Source organism: Moraxella canis, assembly GCF_034424565.1.
Classification (GTDB): domain Bacteria; phylum Pseudomonadota; class Gammaproteobacteria; order Pseudomonadales; family Moraxellaceae; genus Moraxella; species Moraxella canis.
Genome location: NZ_CP139961.1, coordinates 1,534,264 through 1,556,258 on the forward strand (window position 1 = coordinate 1,534,264; position 21,995 = coordinate 1,556,258).

General features: G+C 46.1%; 19 protein-coding genes. 13 read left to right on the forward strand and 6 right to left on the reverse strand.

Annotated features, from left to right (window positions below; genetic code table 11):
* The first annotated feature begins 44 nt into the window (after positions 1-44).
* Positions 45-416 (forward strand): 50S ribosomal protein L19, encoded by a 372-nt coding sequence (rplS, locus tag U0021_RS07000; protein WP_049236582.1) that lies wholly within the window; start codon positions 45-47, stop codon positions 414-416.
* 101 nt (positions 417-517) lie between these two features.
* On the opposite strand, the gene U0021_RS07005 is transcribed toward rplS, so the two are convergent.
* A complete protein-coding gene (locus tag U0021_RS07005) occupies positions 518-940 on the reverse strand; it encodes a pilin (RefSeq protein WP_114799905.1) in 423 nt (140 codons plus the stop codon).
* A gap of 413 nt (positions 941-1,353) precedes the next feature.
* Between U0021_RS07005 and U0021_RS07010 the strand changes: the two genes are divergently transcribed.
* The 6 genes from U0021_RS07010 (at position 1,354) to hutI (ending at position 11,275) form a co-directional block, all read left to right on the forward strand.
* A complete protein-coding gene (locus U0021_RS07010; RefSeq protein WP_114799854.1) occupies positions 1,354-3,978 on the forward strand; it encodes a bifunctional aconitate hydratase 2/2-methylisocitrate dehydratase in 2,625 nt (874 codons plus the stop codon).
* 162 nt (positions 3,979-4,140) lie between these two features.
* Complete coding sequence (hutU, locus tag U0021_RS07015) at positions 4,141-5,868, forward strand: urocanate hydratase (RefSeq protein WP_114799855.1); 1,728 nt, start codon at positions 4,141-4,143, stop codon at positions 5,866-5,868.
* Between the two features lie 114 nt (positions 5,869-5,982).
* Positions 5,983-7,302, forward strand: coding sequence for a YjiH family protein (locus tag U0021_RS07020; RefSeq protein ID WP_114799856.1), 1,320 nt, complete (start codon positions 5,983-5,985; stop codon positions 7,300-7,302).
* A gap of 18 nt (positions 7,303-7,320) precedes the next feature.
* A complete protein-coding gene (gene hutH / locus U0021_RS07025) occupies positions 7,321-8,877 on the forward strand; it encodes a histidine ammonia-lyase (protein WP_114799857.1) in 1,557 nt (518 codons plus the stop codon).
* Positions 8,878-8,923: 46 nt separating this feature from the next.
* Complete coding sequence (gene hutG, locus U0021_RS07030) at positions 8,924-9,928, forward strand: formimidoylglutamase (RefSeq protein ID WP_114799858.1); 1,005 nt, start codon at positions 8,924-8,926, stop codon at positions 9,926-9,928.
* A gap of 108 nt (positions 9,929-10,036) precedes the next feature.
* A complete protein-coding gene (gene hutI, locus U0021_RS07035; protein ID WP_205276488.1) occupies positions 10,037-11,275 on the forward strand; it encodes an imidazolonepropionase in 1,239 nt (412 codons plus the stop codon).
* Here the strand turns inward: hutI and U0021_RS07040 are convergent.
* Positions 11,262-12,182: a DMT family transporter gene (locus U0021_RS07040; RefSeq protein WP_114799860.1), complete on the reverse strand. Its 921-nt coding sequence runs from the start codon at positions 12,180-12,182 to the stop codon at positions 11,262-11,264. The genes hutI and U0021_RS07040 overlap by 14 nt on opposite strands.
* Positions 12,183-12,399: 217 nt before the next feature.
* Between U0021_RS07040 and U0021_RS07045 the strand changes: the two genes are divergently transcribed.
* Both U0021_RS07045 and U0021_RS07050 read left to right on the forward strand, forming a co-directional pair.
* Positions 12,400-13,149 (forward strand): electron transfer flavoprotein subunit beta/FixA family protein, encoded by a 750-nt coding sequence (locus tag U0021_RS07045; RefSeq protein ID WP_049236567.1) that lies wholly within the window; start codon positions 12,400-12,402, stop codon positions 13,147-13,149.
* 31 nt (positions 13,150-13,180) lie between these two features.
* Positions 13,181-14,110 carry an electron transfer flavoprotein subunit alpha/FixB family protein gene (locus tag U0021_RS07050; protein ID WP_114799861.1) on the forward strand — a complete coding sequence of 310 codons (930 nt, stop codon included), beginning with the start codon at positions 13,181-13,183 and terminating at the stop codon, positions 14,108-14,110.
* 70 nt (positions 14,111-14,180) lie between these two features.
* On the opposite strand, the gene U0021_RS07055 is transcribed toward U0021_RS07050, so the two are convergent.
* From U0021_RS07055 to U0021_RS07070, 4 genes are all read right to left on the reverse strand, one after another.
* Positions 14,181-14,966 carry a metallophosphoesterase gene (locus U0021_RS07055; protein WP_162816781.1) on the reverse strand — a complete coding sequence of 262 codons (786 nt, stop codon included), beginning with the start codon at positions 14,964-14,966 and terminating at the stop codon, positions 14,181-14,183.
* A gap of 56 nt (positions 14,967-15,022) precedes the next feature.
* Entirely contained in the window at positions 15,023-15,802 is a 780-nt protein-coding gene (locus tag U0021_RS07060) for a TrmH family RNA methyltransferase (RefSeq protein WP_114799863.1), read from the reverse strand.
* Positions 15,803-15,828: 26 nt separating this feature from the next.
* Positions 15,829-16,683, reverse strand: coding sequence for a hypothetical protein (locus U0021_RS07065; RefSeq protein ID WP_205276489.1), 855 nt, complete (start codon positions 16,681-16,683; stop codon positions 15,829-15,831).
* A gap of 127 nt (positions 16,684-16,810) precedes the next feature.
* On the reverse strand, positions 16,811-17,809 hold the full coding sequence (locus tag U0021_RS07070) for a class 1 fructose-bisphosphatase (protein WP_114799864.1): 999 nt from the start codon (positions 17,807-17,809) through the stop codon (positions 16,811-16,813).
* Between the two features lie 334 nt (positions 17,810-18,143).
* Between U0021_RS07070 and U0021_RS07075 the strand changes: the two genes are divergently transcribed.
* The 4 genes from U0021_RS07075 (at position 18,144) to U0021_RS07090 (ending at position 21,993) form a co-directional block, all read left to right on the forward strand.
* Positions 18,144-19,145 carry an aspartate carbamoyltransferase catalytic subunit gene (locus tag U0021_RS07075; protein WP_049236561.1) on the forward strand — a complete coding sequence of 334 codons (1,002 nt, stop codon included), beginning with the start codon at positions 18,144-18,146 and terminating at the stop codon, positions 19,143-19,145.
* A 53-nt stretch (positions 19,146-19,198) separates the two neighbouring features.
* Positions 19,199-19,873, forward strand: coding sequence for a tetratricopeptide repeat protein (locus U0021_RS07080; protein ID WP_114799865.1), 675 nt, complete (start codon positions 19,199-19,201; stop codon positions 19,871-19,873).
* A gap of 50 nt (positions 19,874-19,923) precedes the next feature.
* On the forward strand, positions 19,924-21,081 hold the full coding sequence (locus U0021_RS07085) for a dihydroorotase (RefSeq protein ID WP_114799866.1): 1,158 nt from the start codon (positions 19,924-19,926) through the stop codon (positions 21,079-21,081).
* Between the two features lie 99 nt (positions 21,082-21,180).
* Positions 21,181-21,993: an HpcH/HpaI aldolase/citrate lyase family protein gene (locus U0021_RS07090; protein ID WP_114799867.1), complete on the forward strand. Its 813-nt coding sequence runs from the start codon at positions 21,181-21,183 to the stop codon at positions 21,991-21,993.
* Positions 21,994-21,995 lie beyond the last annotated feature (2 nt).

Here is a 21,995-nt window from a genome sequence, read left to right on the forward strand (position 1 = left end):
GCAAAAAAGTTTTAGCCTCTGCCATGATTATCAGGAGAAATCTTGTGAGTAATAAACATCCTTTAGTACAAGTTGTTGAAAATGCACAACTAAAAGACCACCCAGCTTTCGCACCAGGCGACACTGTTGTTGTTCAAGTGAAGGTTCGTGAAGGCGATCGTGAGCGTTTACAGGCTTTTGAAGGCGTTGTCATCGCTAAGCGTAATCGCGGTCTAAACTCTGCATTCACCGTTCGTAAAATCTCAAGCGGTGTTGGTGTTGAGCGTGCATTCCAACTGCATTCACCATTGATCGCTAGCATCGAAGTGAAGCGTCGTGGTGATGTTCGCCGTGCCAAATTGTACTACTTGCGTGAGCGTTCAGGTAAATCTGCGCGTATCAAAGAAAAATTGGGTGCGCGTAAAGACGCAGAATAACCTGCTCTCTACCATATCCAAAAATCCCCAAGTTCAAGCTTGGGGATTTTTTATTTATTGTCTTCTTTAATTTCTAGAGTGCATTCGGATGGCGTCGTGCTTTATTTGCTGCAGCCTTTTGGTCTAAAATCATCATCTACATCGGTTTCGCATATCCAACCATTTTCAGATGAATGCTTCCAGATTAGCTGTTTATTATGTAGGGCGCTGGCGGCGTTACCACTAAAAACAGCTTTAATGGTGCTTTCATCACCATTTTGCTTTGGTAGGGTAATAGTGGGTTTGTCATCCTTGATTAAGTCGCTTTTAATGTTAGTTGCATCGCATTGGTTTTCTTCGGTAATACCTTGCAATACACACATCTCAACAGCGGTGCGTAGCTGACTGGTTTCCATCATCACACGATTAACTTGAGCGGTAATGGTGTGCTTTTGATATTGAGGTATGGCAAACATCGCCAAAACGCCAATAATCAATACGACAATCATCAGCTCTATCAGGGTAAAACCTTGCTGTGCCTTCATAAACTTATCCAAAACATTAAAAGTGCTCATTGTGCCATATCATTTTTGAATATACAATAAAAAATTATTAAAAATGAATTGCTTGGTCATCAATATGATATTGCAAGCCGCATCATCAGTTTAATAGTAATAAGGTGTCGCCTTAAAGATACATCATCCATCAAATCTACAATACTGTATCAGGTATTTAGACATATTTATTAGTTTAATGGGATATTTTTTAAATAAATGTCGATTATCTTGGGATATATTTTGTAATTATCGCGGTTTTGGGCTATTATTATAAGTGGAGAAGTAACACTTGTTTATGTTCAAAAACAAGTAAGGTTATCTTTAGGCACTTGTAAGTATAATGATCAGTCATTGACTTATAAGCACTGATTAAGATTGTTTAGTTTAAAAGAGGATATGCTATGTTAGAACAATATAGAGCTCATGTTGAAGAGCGTGCAGCATTAGGCGTGCCACCACAGCCATTGACTGATGTACAAACTGCCGATTTGGTTGAGCTGCTAAAAAATCCACCAGCAGGCGAAGAAGACTATTTGGTGGACTTGCTTGAAAATCGAGTTCCAGCAGGCGTTGACCAAGCCGCTTATGTCAAAGCTGCGTTTTTATCTGCCATTGCAAAAGGTGAGACCACCTCTCCTCTGATCTCAAAAGAGCGTGCCGTGTATCTATTGGGCACTATGCTGGGCGGTTATAATGTTGCGCCACTGGTAGAATTGCTTGAAGATGGAGAGCTGGGTGGTTTGGCAGCTGAAGCACTCAAAAAAACCTTGTTGGTTTTTGATGCTTTCCATGATGTCGAAGAAAAAGCCAAAGCAGGTAATGCCAACGCCAAAGCCGTGCTAGAATCATGGGCAGAGGCAGAGTGGTTCACAAGCCGTCCTGAAGTACCAGAAGAAATCACCATCACTGTATTTAAAGTGACTGGCGAAACCAACACTGACGATCTATCACCTGCACAAGATGCTTGGAGCCGTCCTGACATTCCATTGCACGCCAACGCCATGCTCAAAAATGAGCGTGATGGCATTGAGCCTGAGCAGCCAGGTGTTGTAGGTCCGCTTACCCAAATTAAAGACTTGATCGCTAAAGGCAATCCTGTGGCGTATGTGGGTGATGTTGTGGGTACAGGCTCAAGCCGTAAATCTGCAACCAACTCAGTGCTATGGTTCTTTGGTGATGAAATCCCTCACATTCCAAATAAAAAAGATGGCGGCGTGTGCTTAGGCGGAAAAATTGCACCAATTTTCTTTAATACCATGGAAGATGCAGGTGCGCTGCCTGTTGAGATTGATGTTACCGAGATGAACATGGGTGATGAAGTTACCCTGAAAATCAATCACGAAACCGCTGTAGTGACTGCTTTTAAAGAGGGTCAGCAAATCGCTGAATCACCACTTAAAACGCCTGTGCTGTTAGACGAAGTGCGTGCTGGTGGTCGTATTAACCTAATTATCGGTCGCAGCTTAACGACCAAAGCTCGTGAATCATTGGGTCTAGAGCCTTCTACCTTGTTCCGCACACCAGATCAACCTGCTGACACAGGTAAGGGCTTTACTTTGGCACAAAAAATGGTCGGTCGCGCTTGCGGTTTGCCAGAAGGTCAAGGTATCCGCCCAGGCACCTATTGCGAACCTAAGATGACAACAGTTGGCTCACAAGATACCACAGGTCCAATGACTCGTGATGAGCTAAAAGATTTGGCTTGCTTGGGCTTTTCATCTGACCTAGTGATGCAGTCTTTCTGTCATACTGCTGCTTATCCTAAGCCGATTGATGTTGTCACGCATCATACCTTGCCTGACTTTATCATGAATCGTGGTGGTGTGAGCTTGCGTCCAGGTGACGGCGTCATCCACTCATGGCTAAACCGTATGCTACTGCCTGATACTGTGGGTACTGGCGGTGACTCTCATACTCGTTTCCCGATCGGTATCTCATTCCCAGCGGGTTCAGGTTTGGTCGCCTTTGCGGCAGCAACAGGTGTGATGCCATTGGATATGCCAGAGTCTGTCTTGGTTAAGTTCAAAGGTAAAATGCAGCCTGGCATCACCTTGCGTGATCTGGTTCATGCCATTCCTTACTATGCCATCCAAGAAGGCGATCTAACGGTTGAGAAAAAAGGTAAGAAAAACATTTTCTCAGGTCGTATCCTTGAGATCGATCTGACCGAAATGGAAAATGACCTGACTGTTGAGCAAGCATTTGAGCTGTCTGATGCATCGGCTGAGCGCTCAGCTGCAGGATGTGCCATCACGGTATCAGAAGAAAAAGTCGCTGAATACTTGCGCTCAAACATTGTCATGCTCAAGTGGATGATCGCTGAAGGCTATGGTGATGCGCGTACCTTGTCTCGCCGCGCTGAAAACATGCAAAAATGGCTTGATAACCCAAGCCTGATGAAAGCTGATCCAGATGCTGAATACGCTAAAGTTTACGAGATCGATCTATCTGAAATTAAAGAGCCGATCTTGTGCTGCCCAAATGACCCAGATGATGCTAAGCTATTGTCTGAAGTGGCAGGCGATAAGGTTGATGAAGTATTCATCGGCTCATGTATGACTAACATCGGTCACTTCCGTGCTGCAGGTAAGCTTCTATCAGAAGTACCAGCAGGTAGCTTGACGACTCGTATGTGGATTGCGCCACCAACTAAGATGGATGAGCGCCAGTTGATGGATGAAGGTTACTATAATACTTATGCGCAAGCCGGTGCACGTACTGAAATGCCAGGCTGCTCGCTATGTATGGGTAACCAAGCGCGTATCGCTCCAAACTCAACAGCGGTTTCAACTTCGACACGTAACTTCCCGAACCGCTTAGGTCAAGGTGCTAACGTTTACTTGGCGTCTGCAGAGCTTGCGTCTGTAGCAGCGGTTATCGGTAAGCTGCCAACAGTTGAAGAATATCAAAAATATGCAGGCAAGCTTGATAATATGCAAGCAGAGGTATATAACTATCTGAACTTTGATCAGATGGCTGACTATACTGGCAAAGCTGATAAAATTGACGTTGCTCAGCTTAGCTAAGATATCATAACCATCCAAAATACCGTTATCTGATGATGACGGTATTTTTTTGTGTTTAAAATTTAAAAATAATTTGCATAGATAATTATTATTTGCTATTATTAGTATATACAACTTAACGCCATTTTCATTAAGTTAAATTCTAGTAAAAAGGATATTATTATGACCAAATTCACTCGTACTGACACCAGCCGTGTCATCCAAGCGCCCACAGGCACAAGCTTGACTTGCAAAAGCTGGCTGACCGAAGCGCCATATCGCATGATCCAAAATAACCTACATCCTGATGTTGCCGAAAACCCCCAGAGCCTTGTGGTGTATGGCGGCATTGGACGTGCTGCGCGCAACTGGGAGTGTTATGACAAAATCTTGGAGACACTCACCGAACTTGAAGATAACCAAACCTTGCTGATCCAATCTGGCAAACCTGTGGGTGTGTTTAATACGCATGCGAATGCGCCGCGTGTACTGATCGCCAACTCAAACCTTGTGCCACGCTGGGCGACGTGGGAGCATTTTAATGAGCTTGACCGCAAAGATTTGTTTATGTATGGGCAGATGACCGCAGGCAGCTGGATTTATATTGGCACACAAGGGATTGTGCAGGGCACTTATGAGACCTTTGCTGAAGCAGGACGACAGCATTTTGGTCATGGTCAAGATAAAAGCACTGATAATTGGAAGGGTCGCTGGATTTTGACCGCAGGGCTTGGTGGTATGGGCGGCGCTCAGCCGCTGGCGGCGACCTTTGCAGGGGCTGTGTCACTGAATATCGAATGCCAGCAATCCAGCATTGATTTTCGCTTGCGCACAGGCTATGTGGATAAGCAAGCTCGTGACCTTGACCACGCTTATGAGCTCATTAAAGAGCATACCGACAAAGGCGAAGCGGTATCGATTGCCTTACTTGGCAATGCCGCCGAAATTTTGCCACAAATTGTTGAGCGCGCCAAAAACGCTGGTGACAACAAGCACTTTAAGCCTGACTTTGTCACCGACCAAACATCCGCCCACGATTTGATCAATGGCTATTTGCCAATCGGCTGGACGGTCGAGGAGTGGAAGGCAGCACAAGCCGATCCAAGCCAACACGAAAAATTGACCCAAGCAGCTGCCAAGTCGTGTGCGGTGCATGTACAAGCCATGCTCGATCTGCAAGCCATGGGCGTGCCTGCCACTGACTATGGTAATAATATTCGTCAAGTCGCCTTTGATGAAGGGGTGAAAAATGCCTTTGATTTCCCTGGCTTTGTCCCTGCTTATATCCGTCCGTTATTTTGTCAAGGTAAAGGTCCATTTCGCTGGGTTGCATTGTCTGGCGATCCAGAAGACATTTACAAGACTGACCAAAAGATCAAAGAGCTGTTCCCTGATAATCAGCATGTGCATAACTGGCTGGATATGGCAAAAGATCGCATTCATTTTCAGGGCTTGCCGGCGCGTATCTGCTGGCTTGGTCTTGGCGAGCGAGACAAAGCAGGCTTGGCGTTTAATGAAATGGTGAAAAACGGCGAACTAAAAGGTCCGATCGTCATTGGTCGAGATCACCTAGATACGGGTTCTGTGGCAAGCCCCAACCGAGAAACCGAATCGATGAAAGACGGCACGGATGCGGTGTCTGACTGGGCTTTGTTAAATGGTATGCTGAATGTGGCAGGTGGCGCCACTTGGGTGTCTTTGCACCATGGCGGCGGTGTCGGCATGGGTTACTCTCAGCATTCTGGCATGGTGATTGTCGCTGACGGTACGGATGAAGCCGCCGCGCGCTTAGCCAATGTGCTCGTGAATGACTGTGGCAGTGGTGTGATGCGCCATGCCGATGCTGGCTATGAGCTTGCCATTGAAACTGCCAAAAATTATGGCTTAAAGTTGCCGATGTTAGAGCCTTAATCTTTATCTTTGGATGAATAAAAATCAGGGCAAAAGGCGATCGATTGCCTTTTGCCCTGATGTGTTTTGATCTATAAAAATTGCTCAAAGGAATTGTCTGTTTTAAGGAAAAAAATGAATAACAACCACCATTCTAAGTCTAACACCTTAGCCGTCATACAAATGACTGGATTTAGCCTATTGGGCATCGCGCTGTTTTTTGTGCCGATCACCATCGGTGGCAAGCGCACCATTGCTTTTGATCATATGGCTGGCTACTTGGTGAACCAGCAGCGCACCTTGGCTGTCATTTTGTTATTTTTACTCATGATCTATGGCGTTGCCAAGCCGTTTGTTTCTGGGACATGGCGCTCAAATGCGACCAATATGATTTTAAGTGCGTTTAAAGTATTGGGTTTGGTCTTAGCGGTCATGTATGTGACAGGCACTGCGCCTGATGTGCTGATGACCAAAGACATGCTGCCATTTTTGTTTGAAAAATTAGCGTTGCCAGTTGGTATGATCATTCCCATTGGCGCACTCATGCTGTCCTTTTTGATTGCTTTTGGCTTGCTTGAGATGATGGGCGTGATCATGCAGCCTGTGATGAGACCGATTTGGCGGACTCCAGGATCGTCGGCGATAGACGCTGTGGCGTCATTTGTGGGCAGCTATTCTGTTGGTCTGTTGATTACGGATCGTGTGTATCTCAAAGGGGCGTACTCTGCCAAAGAAGCGGCGATCATCGCCACTGGATTTTCGACGGTTTCGACAGCATTTGTGGTGATTGTCGCTAAGACTTTGGAATTGATGCCGTTTTGGAATGTGTATTTTTGGTCGTGTCTGGTCATTACTTTTTTGGTGACAGCGATCACAGCTCGCCTGCCGCCCATTAGAAATATGGATGATCAAAAAACTATTGCTGATGAAATTGAGTTTAATCATTCACGCCTAAGTCACGCATGGCAAACAGGTGTCCAAACCGCCAAAAGTGCGCCGCCGCTGTATCGAGTTTTGGGACAAAATCTTTGGGATGGCATCCAAATGTCTGCAGCGGTCGTGCCTGCCATCATTGCCATTGGCTTATTTGGGTTATTATTAGAAAAGTACACGCCCGTTTTTGACATTCTTGGTTTGGCTTTGGTGCCGTTTACTTGGCTGGGGGGATTGTCCGATCCTATGGGCGCTGCCAAAGGCTTGTCTTCTGGTCTGGCAGAGATGTTTTTACCTGCGCTTTTATTGGCTCAAAGCGATGTCTTGACCCGTTATGTGACCGCAGTAGTGTCGGTCTCTTCGGTGGTCTTTTTTTCGGGCATGGTGCCTTGTGTATTGGCAACCAAAATCCCTTTGTCTGTCGCTAAAATGGTCTTAATCTGGTTCATACGCGTTGCATTGAGTATTTTATTTGCTTGTGCGTTTGGTCATTTGGCGATACATTTGGGCTGGATTTATTAATTGATTAAGGATAGTCTTATGAAAAACACCGTGTTTCTCTCAGCAGGTCGGCTAACTTTTGATCAGCTTCGCAAAATTTATAATAATCCAGTGACTATCACGCTTGATCCTGACAATGATGCTCAAATTGATCGATCGCATGAAGCGGTTCAGGCAATTATCAAAAAAGACAAAGCCGCTTATGGCATTAACACAGGCTTTGGTCTGCTTGCCAAAACACGCATCGCCGATGATGAGCTTGAACTCTTACAAAGAAACTTGATTTTAAGTCACTGCGTGGGCACAGGCGAGCGTCTGCCCGATAATGTTGTCCGCTTGATCATTGTGATGAAATTATCAAGCCTAGCCCAAGGCTGCTCTGGCGTGCGCCGCGAGGTGATTGATGCTTTGATGGGCTTGATTAATCATGACATCATGCCAATCATCCCAGCCAAGGGCTCGGTGGGGGCAAGTGGCGATCTGGCGCCTTTATCGCACATGACATTGGCAATCTTGGGTGAAGGGCAAGTGGTGGTTAATGGTCAAACCATATCTGCCAAAGAGGCACTGGCTCAAGCTGGCTTAACACCAATCAAACTGGCAGCCAAAGAAGGGCTTGCGCTGATTAATGGAACGCAAGTCTCGACAGCTTTGGCGATACGCGGTTATTTTATGGCGCAAGATCTGTTGGCAGCGGCGACGGTTGTGGGCAGTATGTCTATCGATGCTGCGCGTGGTTCAGATGCGCCTTTTGATGCGCGCATACACGAAGTGCGTGGGCACTACGGACAAATTCAAATCGCCAAAACTCATCGAGGGCTGATTGAGGGCAGTGCCATCCGAGAATCTCACGCACAAGATGATGAGCGTGTGCAAGATCCGTATTGCTTAAGATGCCAGCCTCAGGTCATGGGCGCGTGCCTTGATGTCATCAACCAAGCAGGCAAAACCTTACTCACTGAAGCCAATGCCATCACTGATAATCCGCTGATTTTCAATGATGATGAGCCCGTGGCGATCTCTGGGGGTAATTTTCATGCGGAGCCAGTGGCTTTTGCTGCTGATATGCTGGCGCTGGCGCTCAGTGAGATCGGATCGATGAGTGAGCGCCGTGTTTCTTTATTGATTGATCAGACATTGTCGGGCGGGTTGCCAGCATTTTTGGTGAAAAATGCAGGCTTGAACTCAGGCTTTATGATTGCTCATGTCACGGCAGCGGCTTTGGTCAGTGAAAATAAATCTTTGGCGCATCCTGCCTCCGTGGACAGCATACCCACCAGTGCCAACCAAGAAGACCATGTGTCTATGGCGACTTTTGCTGCTCGCCGTCTGTATGAGATGGCACACAACACCGCCACAGTGGTGGGGATTGAGCTGCTTGCCGCTGCTCAAGGTGTGGATTTTCATATCCAAAATGGCTTATCAACATCACAAAAAATCTCTCAGGTGCACAGTCAGCTGCGTGCTGTGGTTGATTTTTATGATAAAGATCGCTACTTTGCCAGTGATATCGAACATGCCAAGCAAATGGTGTTATCAGGCGAGCTGTTAGAGAGCTGGTCGGAGCTAAGATCGGATTGGTATGTGAATGCATGATTTGATGCGTGTGATCATTTTATAATTGAATTTGGAAAAATTTATCATGGCGGATTTTGTTTCTTTTGTTGCCAGTAACTACACTGGACGCAGCGATCCTTTAGAGTCGGACAGGTCGTTATACTGGCATCAGATGGTGCAAGGTTTTGATTATCAGCGCATTGGATTGATTGGTTTTGCCAGTCATGAAGGTGTGAAGCGCAATCTTGGACGCATTGGGGCAAACTCTGGACCTACCAAAATCCGCCAATTTTTTGCCAAGCTTCCCATAACGCCAGCCATCCAAGATGCGTATGGTCAATTAAATCACTTGGTCGGGGATGCAGGCGAGGTCGTTTGTGAAGATTTTGTAGAAATCATGCCGCATAGTCTGGAGTCCGCCCAAGCACTGTATGCTGACAAAGTGACCGAAATTTTGGCTCAAAACTCGGTCGCCATTGGCTTGGGTGGTGGGCATGAGATTGCTTTTGGTAGTTTTTTGGGCTTGTATCAATTTTTGAAACTCAAAGATACCTCCCAAAAGATTGGTATTATTAATTTTGATGCGCATTTTGACTTACGCACTGATGAGTATGCCACTTCAGGTACGCCATTTTTACAAATCAGCGAGATATTGGGTCGTGATTTTGCGTATTTTTGTGTAGGTATCAGCCGTTTTGGTAATACCGCAAGTTTGTTTGATAAAGCCAATCAACTTGGTGTCGGCATCATCAGTGATGATGAGTGCCATCGTCTGTCGTATGATGAGATTTGGCAGCGCTTGGCGGAGTTTATCGAGGCTGTGGATGTGCTGTATGTGACCGTCGATTTGGACTGCTTGCCAGCGGGTGAGATGCCAGCGGTCAGCGCTGTTAATCCAAAGGGCCTTGACTTGGATTTGCTTGAATTTTTACTTGCTAAGATCATTGACACACATAAAGTCAAGGTGCTTGATTTTGCGGAATTTAATCCTGCTTATGACATTGATGATCGAGGCGCAAAAGTGGCTGCTCGTCTATTGGCTGTATGCGTAGAACAGCTATTGCTGACAGCGCATGATCCCACAATCTGATACTTAATTTATTTGGTATGGATAAATAAATTAAGCTAAATGGTCTGATGCGTGATTGGTTAGTTATTTTACAAATTTTAAATCTAAAAAGATGGTAATAAAGGGGAGATGATGACTCATTTTGATACGTTGATCATTCATGCAAATTTGGCGACCATGAATGATGAGTTTGGTTTTGGTGGGCAGGTGCCTTATGGACAGATCCTAGATGGCGCAATCGGAATCAGCGAAGGCAAGATTCAGCATATCGCCCATTCGGCTGCAGGGCTGACGGCTGATCAGGTGATAGACGCCAATCATCAGTGGCTCACCCCTGCGTTGATTGATTGCCACACACATTTGGTCTATGCAGGTAATCGCAGTAATGAATTTGAGATGCGCTTAAATGGTGTGGATTATAAGACCATCGCTAACCAAGGCGGCGGCATCGTCTCAACGGTCAAGTCGGTGCGTCAGTCGAGTTTTGATGAGCTGTATCAAGCCAGCGAAAAGCGCTTGCAAGCTTTGATCAGCCAAGGTGTGTCAACCATTGAAATCAAATCTGGCTATGGTCTGGATTTGGAAAATGAAAGAAAAATGCTCTTAGTCGCCCAAGCACTGGGTAAAAACTACGGTATCACAGTCAAAAAAACCTATCTGGCTGCCCATGCGCTGCCACCAGAGTATAAAGATCAGCCTGATGAGTATATCGATCAAGTCTGCCAGTGGCTGCCAATTTTATATGAAGAAGGCTTGGTGGATGCGGTGGATGCATTTTGTGAAAATATCGCGTTTAGCCCAGAGCAGGTATCAAAAGTGTTCGATGTGGCGCAGTCCTTGGGTTTGCCTGTCAAATTACATGCCGAGCAGCTATCAGATATGGGCGGTGCAGGTCTTGTGGCAGCTTATGAGGGGCTGTCCGCTGATCACATTGAATATCTTAATGACAATAATATTGAAAAAATGGCGGATAAAGGCGTGGTGGGCGTGCTTTTGCCGACAGCGTTTTATGTTCTGCGTGAGACCAAGCTGCCACCGATAGATCGTATGCGTCAGCAGGGCGTCTCTATGGCAGTCTCAACCGACTGCAATCCTGGCACATCACCGTCCACCTCTTTACTGCTTGCGATGAACATGGCGTGTACTTTATTTCAGCTCACGCCAGAAGAAGCACTGGCAGGGACGACACGCCACGCCGCCAAAGCATTGGGACTTGAGCATCAGAAAGGTCAGCTCAAAGTGGGGTTTGATGCAGACATCGCCTTTTGGGATATCAGCCGCCCTGCAGATTTGAGTTATTTGATTGGGCAAAATACCTTACAAACGCTTTTGGTGGGTGGTAAGGGTTATAATCTTAGCGCCCAATAAACCAGCGCCAAGGCTGCAAAGCGCCCAATGCCATGCCAATCAAGCCGATGACTAGAGTGGTATTTAGCATCTCTCCAAGCAGTGGCACCGCAATGATACTGGCAATAAAGGGCGCTAAGTTGGCGATACTGCCTGCTTTAAAGATGCCGATTTGCGCCACCGCTTTGGCATAGGTTAAGGTTGCGATGATGACCACAAAAATGCCGTGAAATATCCCTTGAAATGCCAAGTGTAAAGGCTTGACTTGATCGAAGGCGGGCGTGACAAAGCAGACATAGATCAGCGTATAAATGATCGCTGACCAAATGGCGACGCCGCACATGATATGCCAGGCAGAAAAGCTCCATTTGCGCAGCAGTACCGAAAACAGCCCCCAGCATAGACCACTGGCAATAAACATCAAATCGCCGCGCCCAAAGTGCCCATCGCCAATGATCATGCTGACGGTCATAAATAGCAAAGTTATCACGATGATGGATAAACCTATGCCAGTCTGTCTGTCGATCGGCTGTCTTAGCATCAGATAGCCGATGAGCGCAGCAAATAGCGGAAATGTACCATTCAAAAACACCACGCCGTGCGCCACAGGGGCATAAAAAAATCCGCTATAAACAAACACGCAATAGCCAATACTACCGGTCAAAGCCAGTACGACCATTTTAAAATCAAAAAGAAAGCGATAGTCTTTTTTCCACCATAAAATGGGCAAAAGCACAGCGGCGGCGATACCAAATCGAAGAAGTAATACATCCCAAATCTGAATCTGCCAATAGGCATTCATTCGAGCCATCAGCCCAAACGCACCCCAAATACACATGGTGATAAAGGTAAATAAATAGCCTTGTTGTTCATCAGATAAAGAGCGAAATACAGTCATAAACCACCGCGCAGACGGCAAAAACGCTATTGTATCATGTGGTATCCATAAACCCTAGCGATGAATCATTATAAAATATTTAAGCCTGAACTGCAAAGGAGCAAAATATTGTTACAAAAATGACCCATTGGTCAAAGTTATCATTTTTTGAACGAAAATTTACGTTCTGTAGTTTACAAAACCGCGCGGAATGTGTATTGTATTAGGGTCTGTGTTTTTATTTAATGTAACAAAAGAAGAGGATTCTATGAAAATATTAGTCGCGGTAAAACGTGTCGTTGACCACAATGTAAAAGTGCGTGTAAAAGCTGATGAGTCAGGTGTAGAGCTTGCCAATGCTAAGATGAGCGTTAACCCATTTTGTGAAATTGCTATCGAAGAAGCGGTACGCCTAAAAGAAAAAGGCGTCGCAAGCGAAGTCATCGCTGTCTCTATCGGCACCAGCCAGTCTTCAGAGCAAATCCGCTCAGCATTGGCATTGGGCGCTGACCGCGGTATTTTGGTTGAAACTGACGCCAAAGCACAGCCACTACAAGTCGCCAAAATCCTAAAAGGTGTGGCAGAAGCTGAAGGTGCACAGATTGTACTACTAGGTAAGCAGGCGATTGACGACGATAACAACCAAACAGGTCAAATGCTGGCAGCGCTGATGGGCGTGGGTCAAGGTACCTTTGCTTCTGAAGTTGTGGTTGAAGGTGATAAAGTGAATGTCACGCGCGAAATCGACGGCGGTCTTCAGACGGTGGCGCTATCACTACCTGCAGTGATCACTACTGACTTGCGTCTGAATGAACCACGCTTCCCTAAGCTACCAAATATCATGGCAGCTAAGAAAAAGCCACTTGATACCAAATCACCTGCAGACTTTGGGGTGGAAATGACTTCTAAGCTTGAAACCATCAAAGTATCTGCACCAAAAGAGCGTTCAGCAGGCGTTAAGGTGTCATCGGTTGATGAGTTGATCGACAAGCTAAAAAATGAAGCGCGCGTTATTTAATACCCATTACAAAGTTTAAGGATAAAAAATTATGACAATTTTAGTATATGCAGAGCATGATAATAAAGAACTAAAGTCAGCGACCTTGTCGACCGTAACCGCTGCAGCGAAGATGGGCGGTGATATCCATGTGCTAATAGCAGGTGCTGATTGCCAAGCTGTGGCAGAAGAAGCTGCCAAAGTGGCAGGCGTAAGCAAGGTATTGGTCGCGGATAACGCTGCCTATGCCAATCAGTTGGCAGAAAATGTTGCCTTGCTAGTCAAAGATTTGGCAGGTGATTATAGCCATATCGTGGCACCTGCGACGACTACTGGCAAGAACTTTTTGCCACGCGTGGCAGCGCTTTTGGATGTGAGCATGGTCTCAGACATTACCGCTGTGGTAGATGCCAATACTTTTGAGCGCCCAATTTATGCAGGTAACGCGATTGCTACCGTTAAATCAAGCGAAAATGTATTGGTGGTATCGGTGCGTGGTACCGCATTTGAGCCGGCAGAATTGACAGGCAGTGCTTCTGTTGAAGCAGTGGACATCGCCGAAGATGCTGGTAAGTCAAGCTTTGTGAAAGAAGAGTTGGCTAAGTCTGATCGCCCAGAGCTAACCTCAGCTAATATCGTCGTTTCAGGCGGTCGTGCGCTTGCCAGTGGTGAAAACTTCACCAAATACATCGAGCCTTTGGCTGATAAGCTTGGTGCAGCGGTGGGCGCGAGCCGTGCTGCGGTTGACGCAGGCTTTGTACCTAATGATATGCAAGTTGGTCAGACGGGTAAAATCGTTGCCCCAAATCTATACATCGCAATCGGTATCTCTGGTGCGATCCAGCACTTGGCAGGTATGAAAGACTCAAAAACCATCGTGGCAATCAACAACGATCCAGAGTCGCCAATTGCGTCAGTTGCTGACTACTTCTTGGAAGGCGATTTGTACAATATCGTTCCTGAGCTGATTGAAAAATTATAATTCAACATATCTTTCACAGCCAAAATACATCCAATCATTTGATTGGATGTATTTTTTTTGATATAAAATATCAATAATGAATGTCCAAAAATACAATTTCTGGACGATTAAAAATGCGTGGGACAAATCGGGTTGATTCTTTTGCTAAGCCGCGACTGACAATGAGCTCACTTGATCGGTTGGGGTCTGTATTATCAAGTTGATATTGACCGCCAGCGTAGGCTGGAAACAGTCCTTGATTGGGCGCAAACAGCCCATTTATCAAAGGTGGCAATCGCCATTGACCGCCATGGGCATGACCGCTGACCACGATGTCAAAGGGATATTGGACATAGTCGCTCACACGCTCAGGGCGATGACTGAGCAAAATATTAATGTGATCTGGATTGGCAAGCGTGCCGACAGTGTTTAGCTGAGTGTCAAATTCGCCACTGACTGGATCAGCCACACCCCAGACCGAGATTGGCGAATCGTTTAATCGCTGAACGCCCGTTCCGTGGAGAATTTGGATGCCATAGCTTTGGATTTTATCGAGGACGGTTTGGTACTCCAAGCTAGGCATATACAGCTCATGATTGCCATTGACATAATAAATATGGCGACTAACCGATCCAAGCTGTGACAGTAGGATATCGGAGTGGGTGTGCGCCAAATCATCATCGTAAATATCCCCGCCCAAAAGAATGATATCAGGCTTTTGTAACCTTAAGATATCCATGATCTCTTGCTGATGATCACCATAAAAACAGCTGTGCAAATCGGTGATGATCGCAGCGGATAAAGTCTTGGTCGCCGAGCTGGATGCGCCTTGCCAAGTGTATTTTTGCACCAGAATTTTGGTACTACTGGCAATCACAAAAACCCCAATTATAAAGAGAATAAGAACCCAAAACTGCCACTGTTTGACAACACTCATCTTGAGTATCTCCGCTGGCGCAGCATTTCATAAAAGCATACCGATCCTGCAATACTGACATTCAGGCTTTCTTGTCCGCCGGGCTGTGGCAGGGCGATCGGCGTTGCCTGTTTTAAAAAGTCATCGCTCACGCCCTGACCTTCGTGCCCAAGCACCCAGGCGATGGGCTGAGTCAAATCATGATCATAAATGACCGTGTCGGTGTGAGAGCTGGTGGCATAAAAGGGCGTTTGCACTTTTTGTAAGATATCATCGGTAGTGATGTGCTCATAAATCGATAAAGAAAAATGAGCCCCCATGCCTGCCCGCAGCACCTTAGGCGACCAAAGGTGGGCGGTGTGTGGCGTGGTGATCACCGATTGGATGCCGACAGCAGAAGCGGTGCGCAGCAGCGTGCCGATATTACCAGTATCTTGTAGCCCATCCAAAATCAAGCAGTCTGTCTGAATATTGACCAAATCAAGATCAGGAATATCAACAATCGCCATCATGTCGATGCCATCGCCTAGGGTGCGGATTTGTTTGTAGAGAGTATCGGCAATGACAATAATATCCTTATGCTCGGCATGATTCAGTAAAGGCAAGACTTCATGGTGGCTTGCGGCACTTTGGCTAACCAAAAGCTTACTAACCGTGAGCCCTTGCTTAACATAAGCATCTAGCAAATGCACGCCTTCTATCACCGTTTGCCCGCTTTTTTTGCGAGTACGGTGATGAGTAAGTAGGGCTTGGGCGTGGCGGACAGTGGGATTGGTGGGAGAGGTAATTGGGGTCATGGAGGTGTTCTTCTTTAAATGAAATATTATCTGTTTGCTTTACTTTCAAGAAAACTAAATCCAGCACCAACAAAGGTGCAGATGGTGAATATAAAGCCAAGTTTTCCAAAAACTCCTTTAAAAGCGGTAATGGCTTGCTGTTTACTGTTAAGCCAATTTTGTACTCGCATTTTTACTGTAAATTCATTATTGATGACTTGTTTAATAAAATCTTTTTCTGAAAGGATGTTAATTTTTTGTATTTTTAAATTTTCATAATTTTGAATATCAAAATTTTTATATGCAAAAATTATAGATAAGATAAACATAAGTATGTATGATATAAAAGTGATTGATGTTAATATTCTTTTTTTGATATCGTTGGAATTAAGTAAGTTGTCTTTTATATGGTGATTAAAATCGTCATTATGAAATATTCTGTGACCAATTCTGTAAGTCCAATCTTGCAGAATTAAAAAACAAATAGTGCAAAATACATAAAGAAAAAGCAATACATTTGCTAGAATTTTAAAAAAGAAGCATAGGATAAGGACGGCAACAGCAAATAGAAATAATTTAATAGCAGTTTCATCATCTTCTTTGAAAAGCAGAAAGATTAAAGTAGCGACAAAAAATATGATCAAAAATGTTATTGTAAGACCTAAACCTATGTAGAAAATAGAAAAAGATAAAAGAGTGCCAAAGAGACAGCTTAGCCGCAATAAGTCAAAATAATTATTGTTGCTAGATAATATTTCTTTAAGGTCTTGCATGATAAATTTCTCTACTAACAAATGCACGCCTTCGATGACCGTCTGCCCGCTTTTTTTGCGGGCGCGGTGCTGCGTGAGTAAGGCTTGGGCGTGGCGGACAGTGGGATTGGTGGGAGAGGTGATGATCATGGTATGATAAATTTGACTCAAAAGTTAGGGGCGTCATGACACCATAAAATGCCAACATTAATAACATCAAAGCAGCGACAAACTGCACTGAATAAAAAGCCGCCTTGATGGCGACTTTTTGGATGGGTTATGCTGGATCGCCATTCGCCAAAATGCCTGCCTTGGCGTGCAGATCTTTAACATAGTCGACTTCTTCTTTGGCGCCAAGCACCACAGGGATGCGCTGATGGATGTGGCTAGGCTTAATCTCCATGATACGCTCAACGCCATCTGTACTTGCGCCGCCAGCTTGCTCAATGATAAAGCTCATCGGATTGGCTTCATACATCAAGCGCAGCTTACCTGCCTTACCTGCGATTTTGGTGTCAAATGGGTACATAAATACGCCGCCACGAATCAAAATGCGATGCACATCAGCAATCATCGCCGCCACCCAGCGCATATTATAATCTTTATTACGCACGCCCAGATCACCTGCGACCAAGCCATCAATGTATTCTTTGATCGGATCAAGCCAGTAGCGATAATTCGACGCATTGATGGCGTATTCGGCAGCCGTCTGGCTGATGGTGACCTGATCATTAATCAGTAAATACTCTTGACTGGTTGGATCAAAGCTGAACATCACGACACCTTGACCCAGCGTCATCGCAAGCATGGTGCTGGTGCCATAAATAAAATAGCCTGCCGCTACTTGTTGAACACCTGGTTGTAAAAAATCAGCTTCGGTGGCTTGGCTGCCCACGCGCGGATGCGGCAAAATAGAAAAAATTGTGCCCACAGTCATATTGATATCAATATTACTAGAGCCATCCAAAGGGTCAAAAGTGACAAGCAGTGTGCCTTGATCATTGGCAGGGCTGATCTCATCCAGCTCTTCGGAGGCGACGCCTGCACAGTGCGGGTTTTTGGTGAGTGCATCAAGCAGCAGATCATTAGAGATGACATCGAGCTTTTTTTGGGCTTCGCCTTGTACATTTTCATTGCCAGCTTCGCCATGAATGCCTGCCAGCACCCCTTTATCGAGCAGTGCGCTGATGGCGATACTGCTCTTTGCCAAGGTGTCGATAGTACTGGCAAGTTCGCTGCTTGCCTGTGATTGTAAATATTGAGTCAAAGTTATCATAAATGTATCCTTGGGTGGCGGCATGGCTTAGCAAAAGGCTAAGAGCGCACTGTGATTTTGTGCTATTTTAACATGATTTTTGGGGGCTGTGTCAGGCGATGCGTGATAAAAATAAATAATTTTATTGTTAGTAAAATTAATAAATAGCTCAACCACCAAAAATCGATCCTAAGGATGTATCAAAGAAAAATATCGTTGTTTTCAAGCCAAGAAATTTGCTAAAATGGCTTAATTTATTTTTTTATTTGATCGAGTGTATATCAGGGGCTCTGCCTCGCCACTAGGTATCAAATTTTAAATGAAACTTTTTAGATAATTGATAAGGAAAACCGCCATGATCACCATTCAAGCTCGCCTAAATGCTCAGCTCGCACAGCCTCAGCTCGCTGATGATGGCGGTATCCGTCATTTTATTGGGGTGGAGGGGCTGAGTAGACGGCAGCTTGAGAGCATCATCGATAAGGCGATGGGATATTTTGATGAAGATGGCAGGCTGATTAACACCACAGAGCTGTCTGGTAAGACGGTGATGAATTTGTTTTTTGAAAATTCAACGCGCACGCGCACCACATTTGAGGCGGCTCAAAAACGCTTGGGCGCCAATGTACTAAATCTAGACATCGCACGCTCAAGCACCAATAAGGGCGAAACGCTGCGCGATACGCTGTGGAATCTGGAGGCGATGAGCGCGGATATGTTTGTGGTGCGCCACAGTGCATCAGGCGCTGCACACTTTATGGCGACCCAAGTCACGCCCAATGTCGCCATCATCAATGCCGGCGATGGCTGGCATGCGCATCCCACGCAGGCGATGCTTGATATGCTCACCATTCATAAAGAGGCGTGCCTAAAGCAGCAAAAATCCTTTGATGATCTGTCGGTAGCGATCATCGGTGATATCAAGCACAGCCGCGTCGCACGCTCGGACATCTCGGCGCTGCAGACGCTGGGGGTCAAGGACATTCGTGTGATTGCGCCTAAGACCTTATTGCCCAAAGGGATCGAGCGCTATGGCGTCAGTGTCTACGAGCAGATGGAGGCGGGTCTGGCGGATGCTGATGTGATCATCGGTCTGCGCATCCAAAATGAGCGCATCGGCTCGCCACTTCTACCGTCCACCAGTGAATATTTTAAGATGTATGGCATTACGGATGCTCGTGTTAAGCTTGCCAAGCCCAATGCTCTGGTCATGCACCCAGGTCCGATGAACCGCGGTGTGGAGATCGCCTCAAGCGTGGCAGATGGTGAGCAGTCGGTCATCCTAAAGCAGGTCAATAATGGCATCGCGGTGCGTATGGCGGTGATGGCGATGGCGATGGCAGGGCAAGCTCGATAACGCCATGCTAATCCGTCATTTGACCAAATTAATACACTAAGGGACTACCAATCATGCTAAAAAAACTGACCCTCTTGATAGCCGTCTCGGCTTTATCACTCGGTGCGCTGGCGGCAGATCCAGCACAGCTGTCAAAAGCCGCACAAGGTGATGCGGCAGCCCAGATGGTGCTTGCAAGGTATTATTATGATATGCAAGATTATCAAAAAGCCGCTGAATGGATTACCAAAGCCGCCAATCAAGGCGATGCAATGGCTCAAAATAATCTGGGTGTGATGTATGATAAAGGTCAAGGCGTGCGCCAAGATGATCAAAAAGCCGTTGAATGGTACACCAAAGCCGCCAATCAAGGGCTTGCAGATGCCCAACATAATCTGGGCTGGATGTATGAGAACGGTCAAGGCGTGCGCCAAGATTATCATAAAGCCGTTGAGTGGTACACCAAAGCCGCCAATCAAGGGTATGCTCAGGCTCAAACTAATTTGGGGTTTATGTATGAGAAAGGTCGAGGCGTCCGCCAAGATTATTATCAAGCGTTTAAATGGTACACCAAAGCCGCCAATCAAGGTCGTGCAAAGGCTCAATATAATCTGGGTGTGATGTATTATGAGGGTAAAGGTGTGCGCCAAAATAAAACGACCGCCAAAATTTACTTTGGTCAAGCCTGTGATCATGGGGTGCAAAAAGGCTGTGATAACTATCGAATACTTCATCAGCAGGGCTATTAGCACTGATGCGTACCCAGTTTATCCTAAATCAAGCAAATAAAGAGATTGTTATGAAAAACCTACTTCCCCAAGACTGGCAGCAGCCCCACATCTCAGAGACGGACACTGCGGATAAATGGCTGATACCGCCCATCGTGGATCTGTGTGCGCGCCTAAGGGAGCCTGGGCATCAGTCACATGGTACGCTGGCAAGCGAAGGGCGAGCCGCGCGCCAAAATGGTATCCTACATGTCGTGCTGCCACCAGACACAGATCCTGTGCTCGAAAACGGCTCGCTCTTAAAGGGTCTGCGTGAGAAGGCGTGGGCGGATGGCGGTATTCATTTGCATGTATTGGGGGTATTGACTCAGGGTCTGGAAGGTAAGCAGCCTGCCAACTTGGCAGGACTTAAGCAGGGCAATGCGATCGCAGTGACGAATGCAGGCGCAGGCTTTGAGAATGATTTGGTGCTGCTGCGCTGCTTGGAGTATGCGGCGACCTTTGGGCTAAAAGTGTTTTTTTATCCTGATGAGCCAAGCCTATCAAAAGGCGGCGTGGCGCATGAAGGCTACATTGCGTCATTTCATGGCTTGCAGGGTATCCCTTGGCTGGCTGAGACCATTGCGCTGTCTAAGCAGATTTTGATGGCTGAAGAGACAGGCATCAGCGTGCATTTTAGCCAGATCACTTGCCGCACTTCGGTAGAGCTGATTCGTCATGCCAAGCAAAAAGGCTTGCCAGTCACCTGTGATGTGGCGATGCATCAGCTGCATCTGACCGATGATGATATCGAAGGCTATGATGCCAATGTCTATGTGCTGCCACCTTTACGCTCTAATACCGACCAAAAAGCACTCATCGCAGGTCTAAAAGATGGCACCATCGATGCCATCTGTAGCCATCATGAGCCGCTGTCATCGAGCGCTAAGCAGGCGCCATTTGCTGAGAGTGCGCCAGGGATTAGTAATTTTGATACCTTTGTGTCGCTTGGGGTGAAACTGGTGGCGGACGGTGTTTTGACGCCAGAAGAATTGGTTGAAAAAATATGCCTAAATCCTGCCAAAATCGCTGGCATTAAGGATTATCAAGTCATCGGCGGTGCGGTGCTTATCGATCCAAAAGCGACTTGGACGGTGACCAAGGACACCATGCTATCAGCAGGCAAAAATACACCGTTTATGGGTCAGACGCTGGTGGGTAAGGTTGAGCGCATGTTTTTTGAGGGCTAAGTGTAGATCTTAAAATCAAGACCTGTTTTGCAGGTCTTTTTTTGTCTTGAGCGGACAGAAAATTGGTGCTATAGTGAAAAAAACTAAGGATGGTAAACGATGCAAAAAACACTGTTTTTATTTGTGCCTGCAACACGACTTGACAGAGTGCCAAAGGCGCGCGATTCTGGGGTAGATAAGATCATCATCGATCTAGAAGATGCGGTGGCGGACGACCAAAAGCAAGATGTGCGTACCGCTTTGAGGGCGTTTGATGCTACTGCTCAGCACAGCTATTGGCTACGGATCAATGCCAGTCATACTGCAGAGTATCACTTGGATATCGCCTGCATCAAACAGCTAAACAATTTGGCAGGCGTGCTACTACCCAAATGCCAAAACGCTCTGCAGGTCGAAAGCCTGCATCATCAAATCAACACGCCTGTGATCGCCATGATCGAGACAGCAGTGGGGATAGCCAATATCGCCAATATCGCTACATCTAAAGGCTTGTGGGCGATGAGCTTTGGTAGGCTGGATCTGATGCATGAGCTGGGCGTGCGACTAGGGTCGCAAGCATCGGAGCTGATTTTTGATAAAATTCGCGCTGATTTATTGATCCATTCTGTGGCAAACGGCTTAAATCCGCCCATTGAGACGATTTTTGCTGAGTTTGATAATAAGTCAGGCTTAAGGGCGTGCGTGCGTCATTGGAGCGACTTTGGCTTTGGGGGGCAGCTTTTGATACACCCCAAACAAATCACGACCGTACGCCAAGTGCTTAAGATGGACGAAGATGAGCTCGCATTTGCCCAAGCGATTTATCAAAAACATCAAGAAACAGGCGATACGGTCTTTGCCATCGATGGTAAAATGGTGGATCTGCCGCTGATTCATTGGGCAACTCATTTACTCAAAACCGCCAAAAACTAACT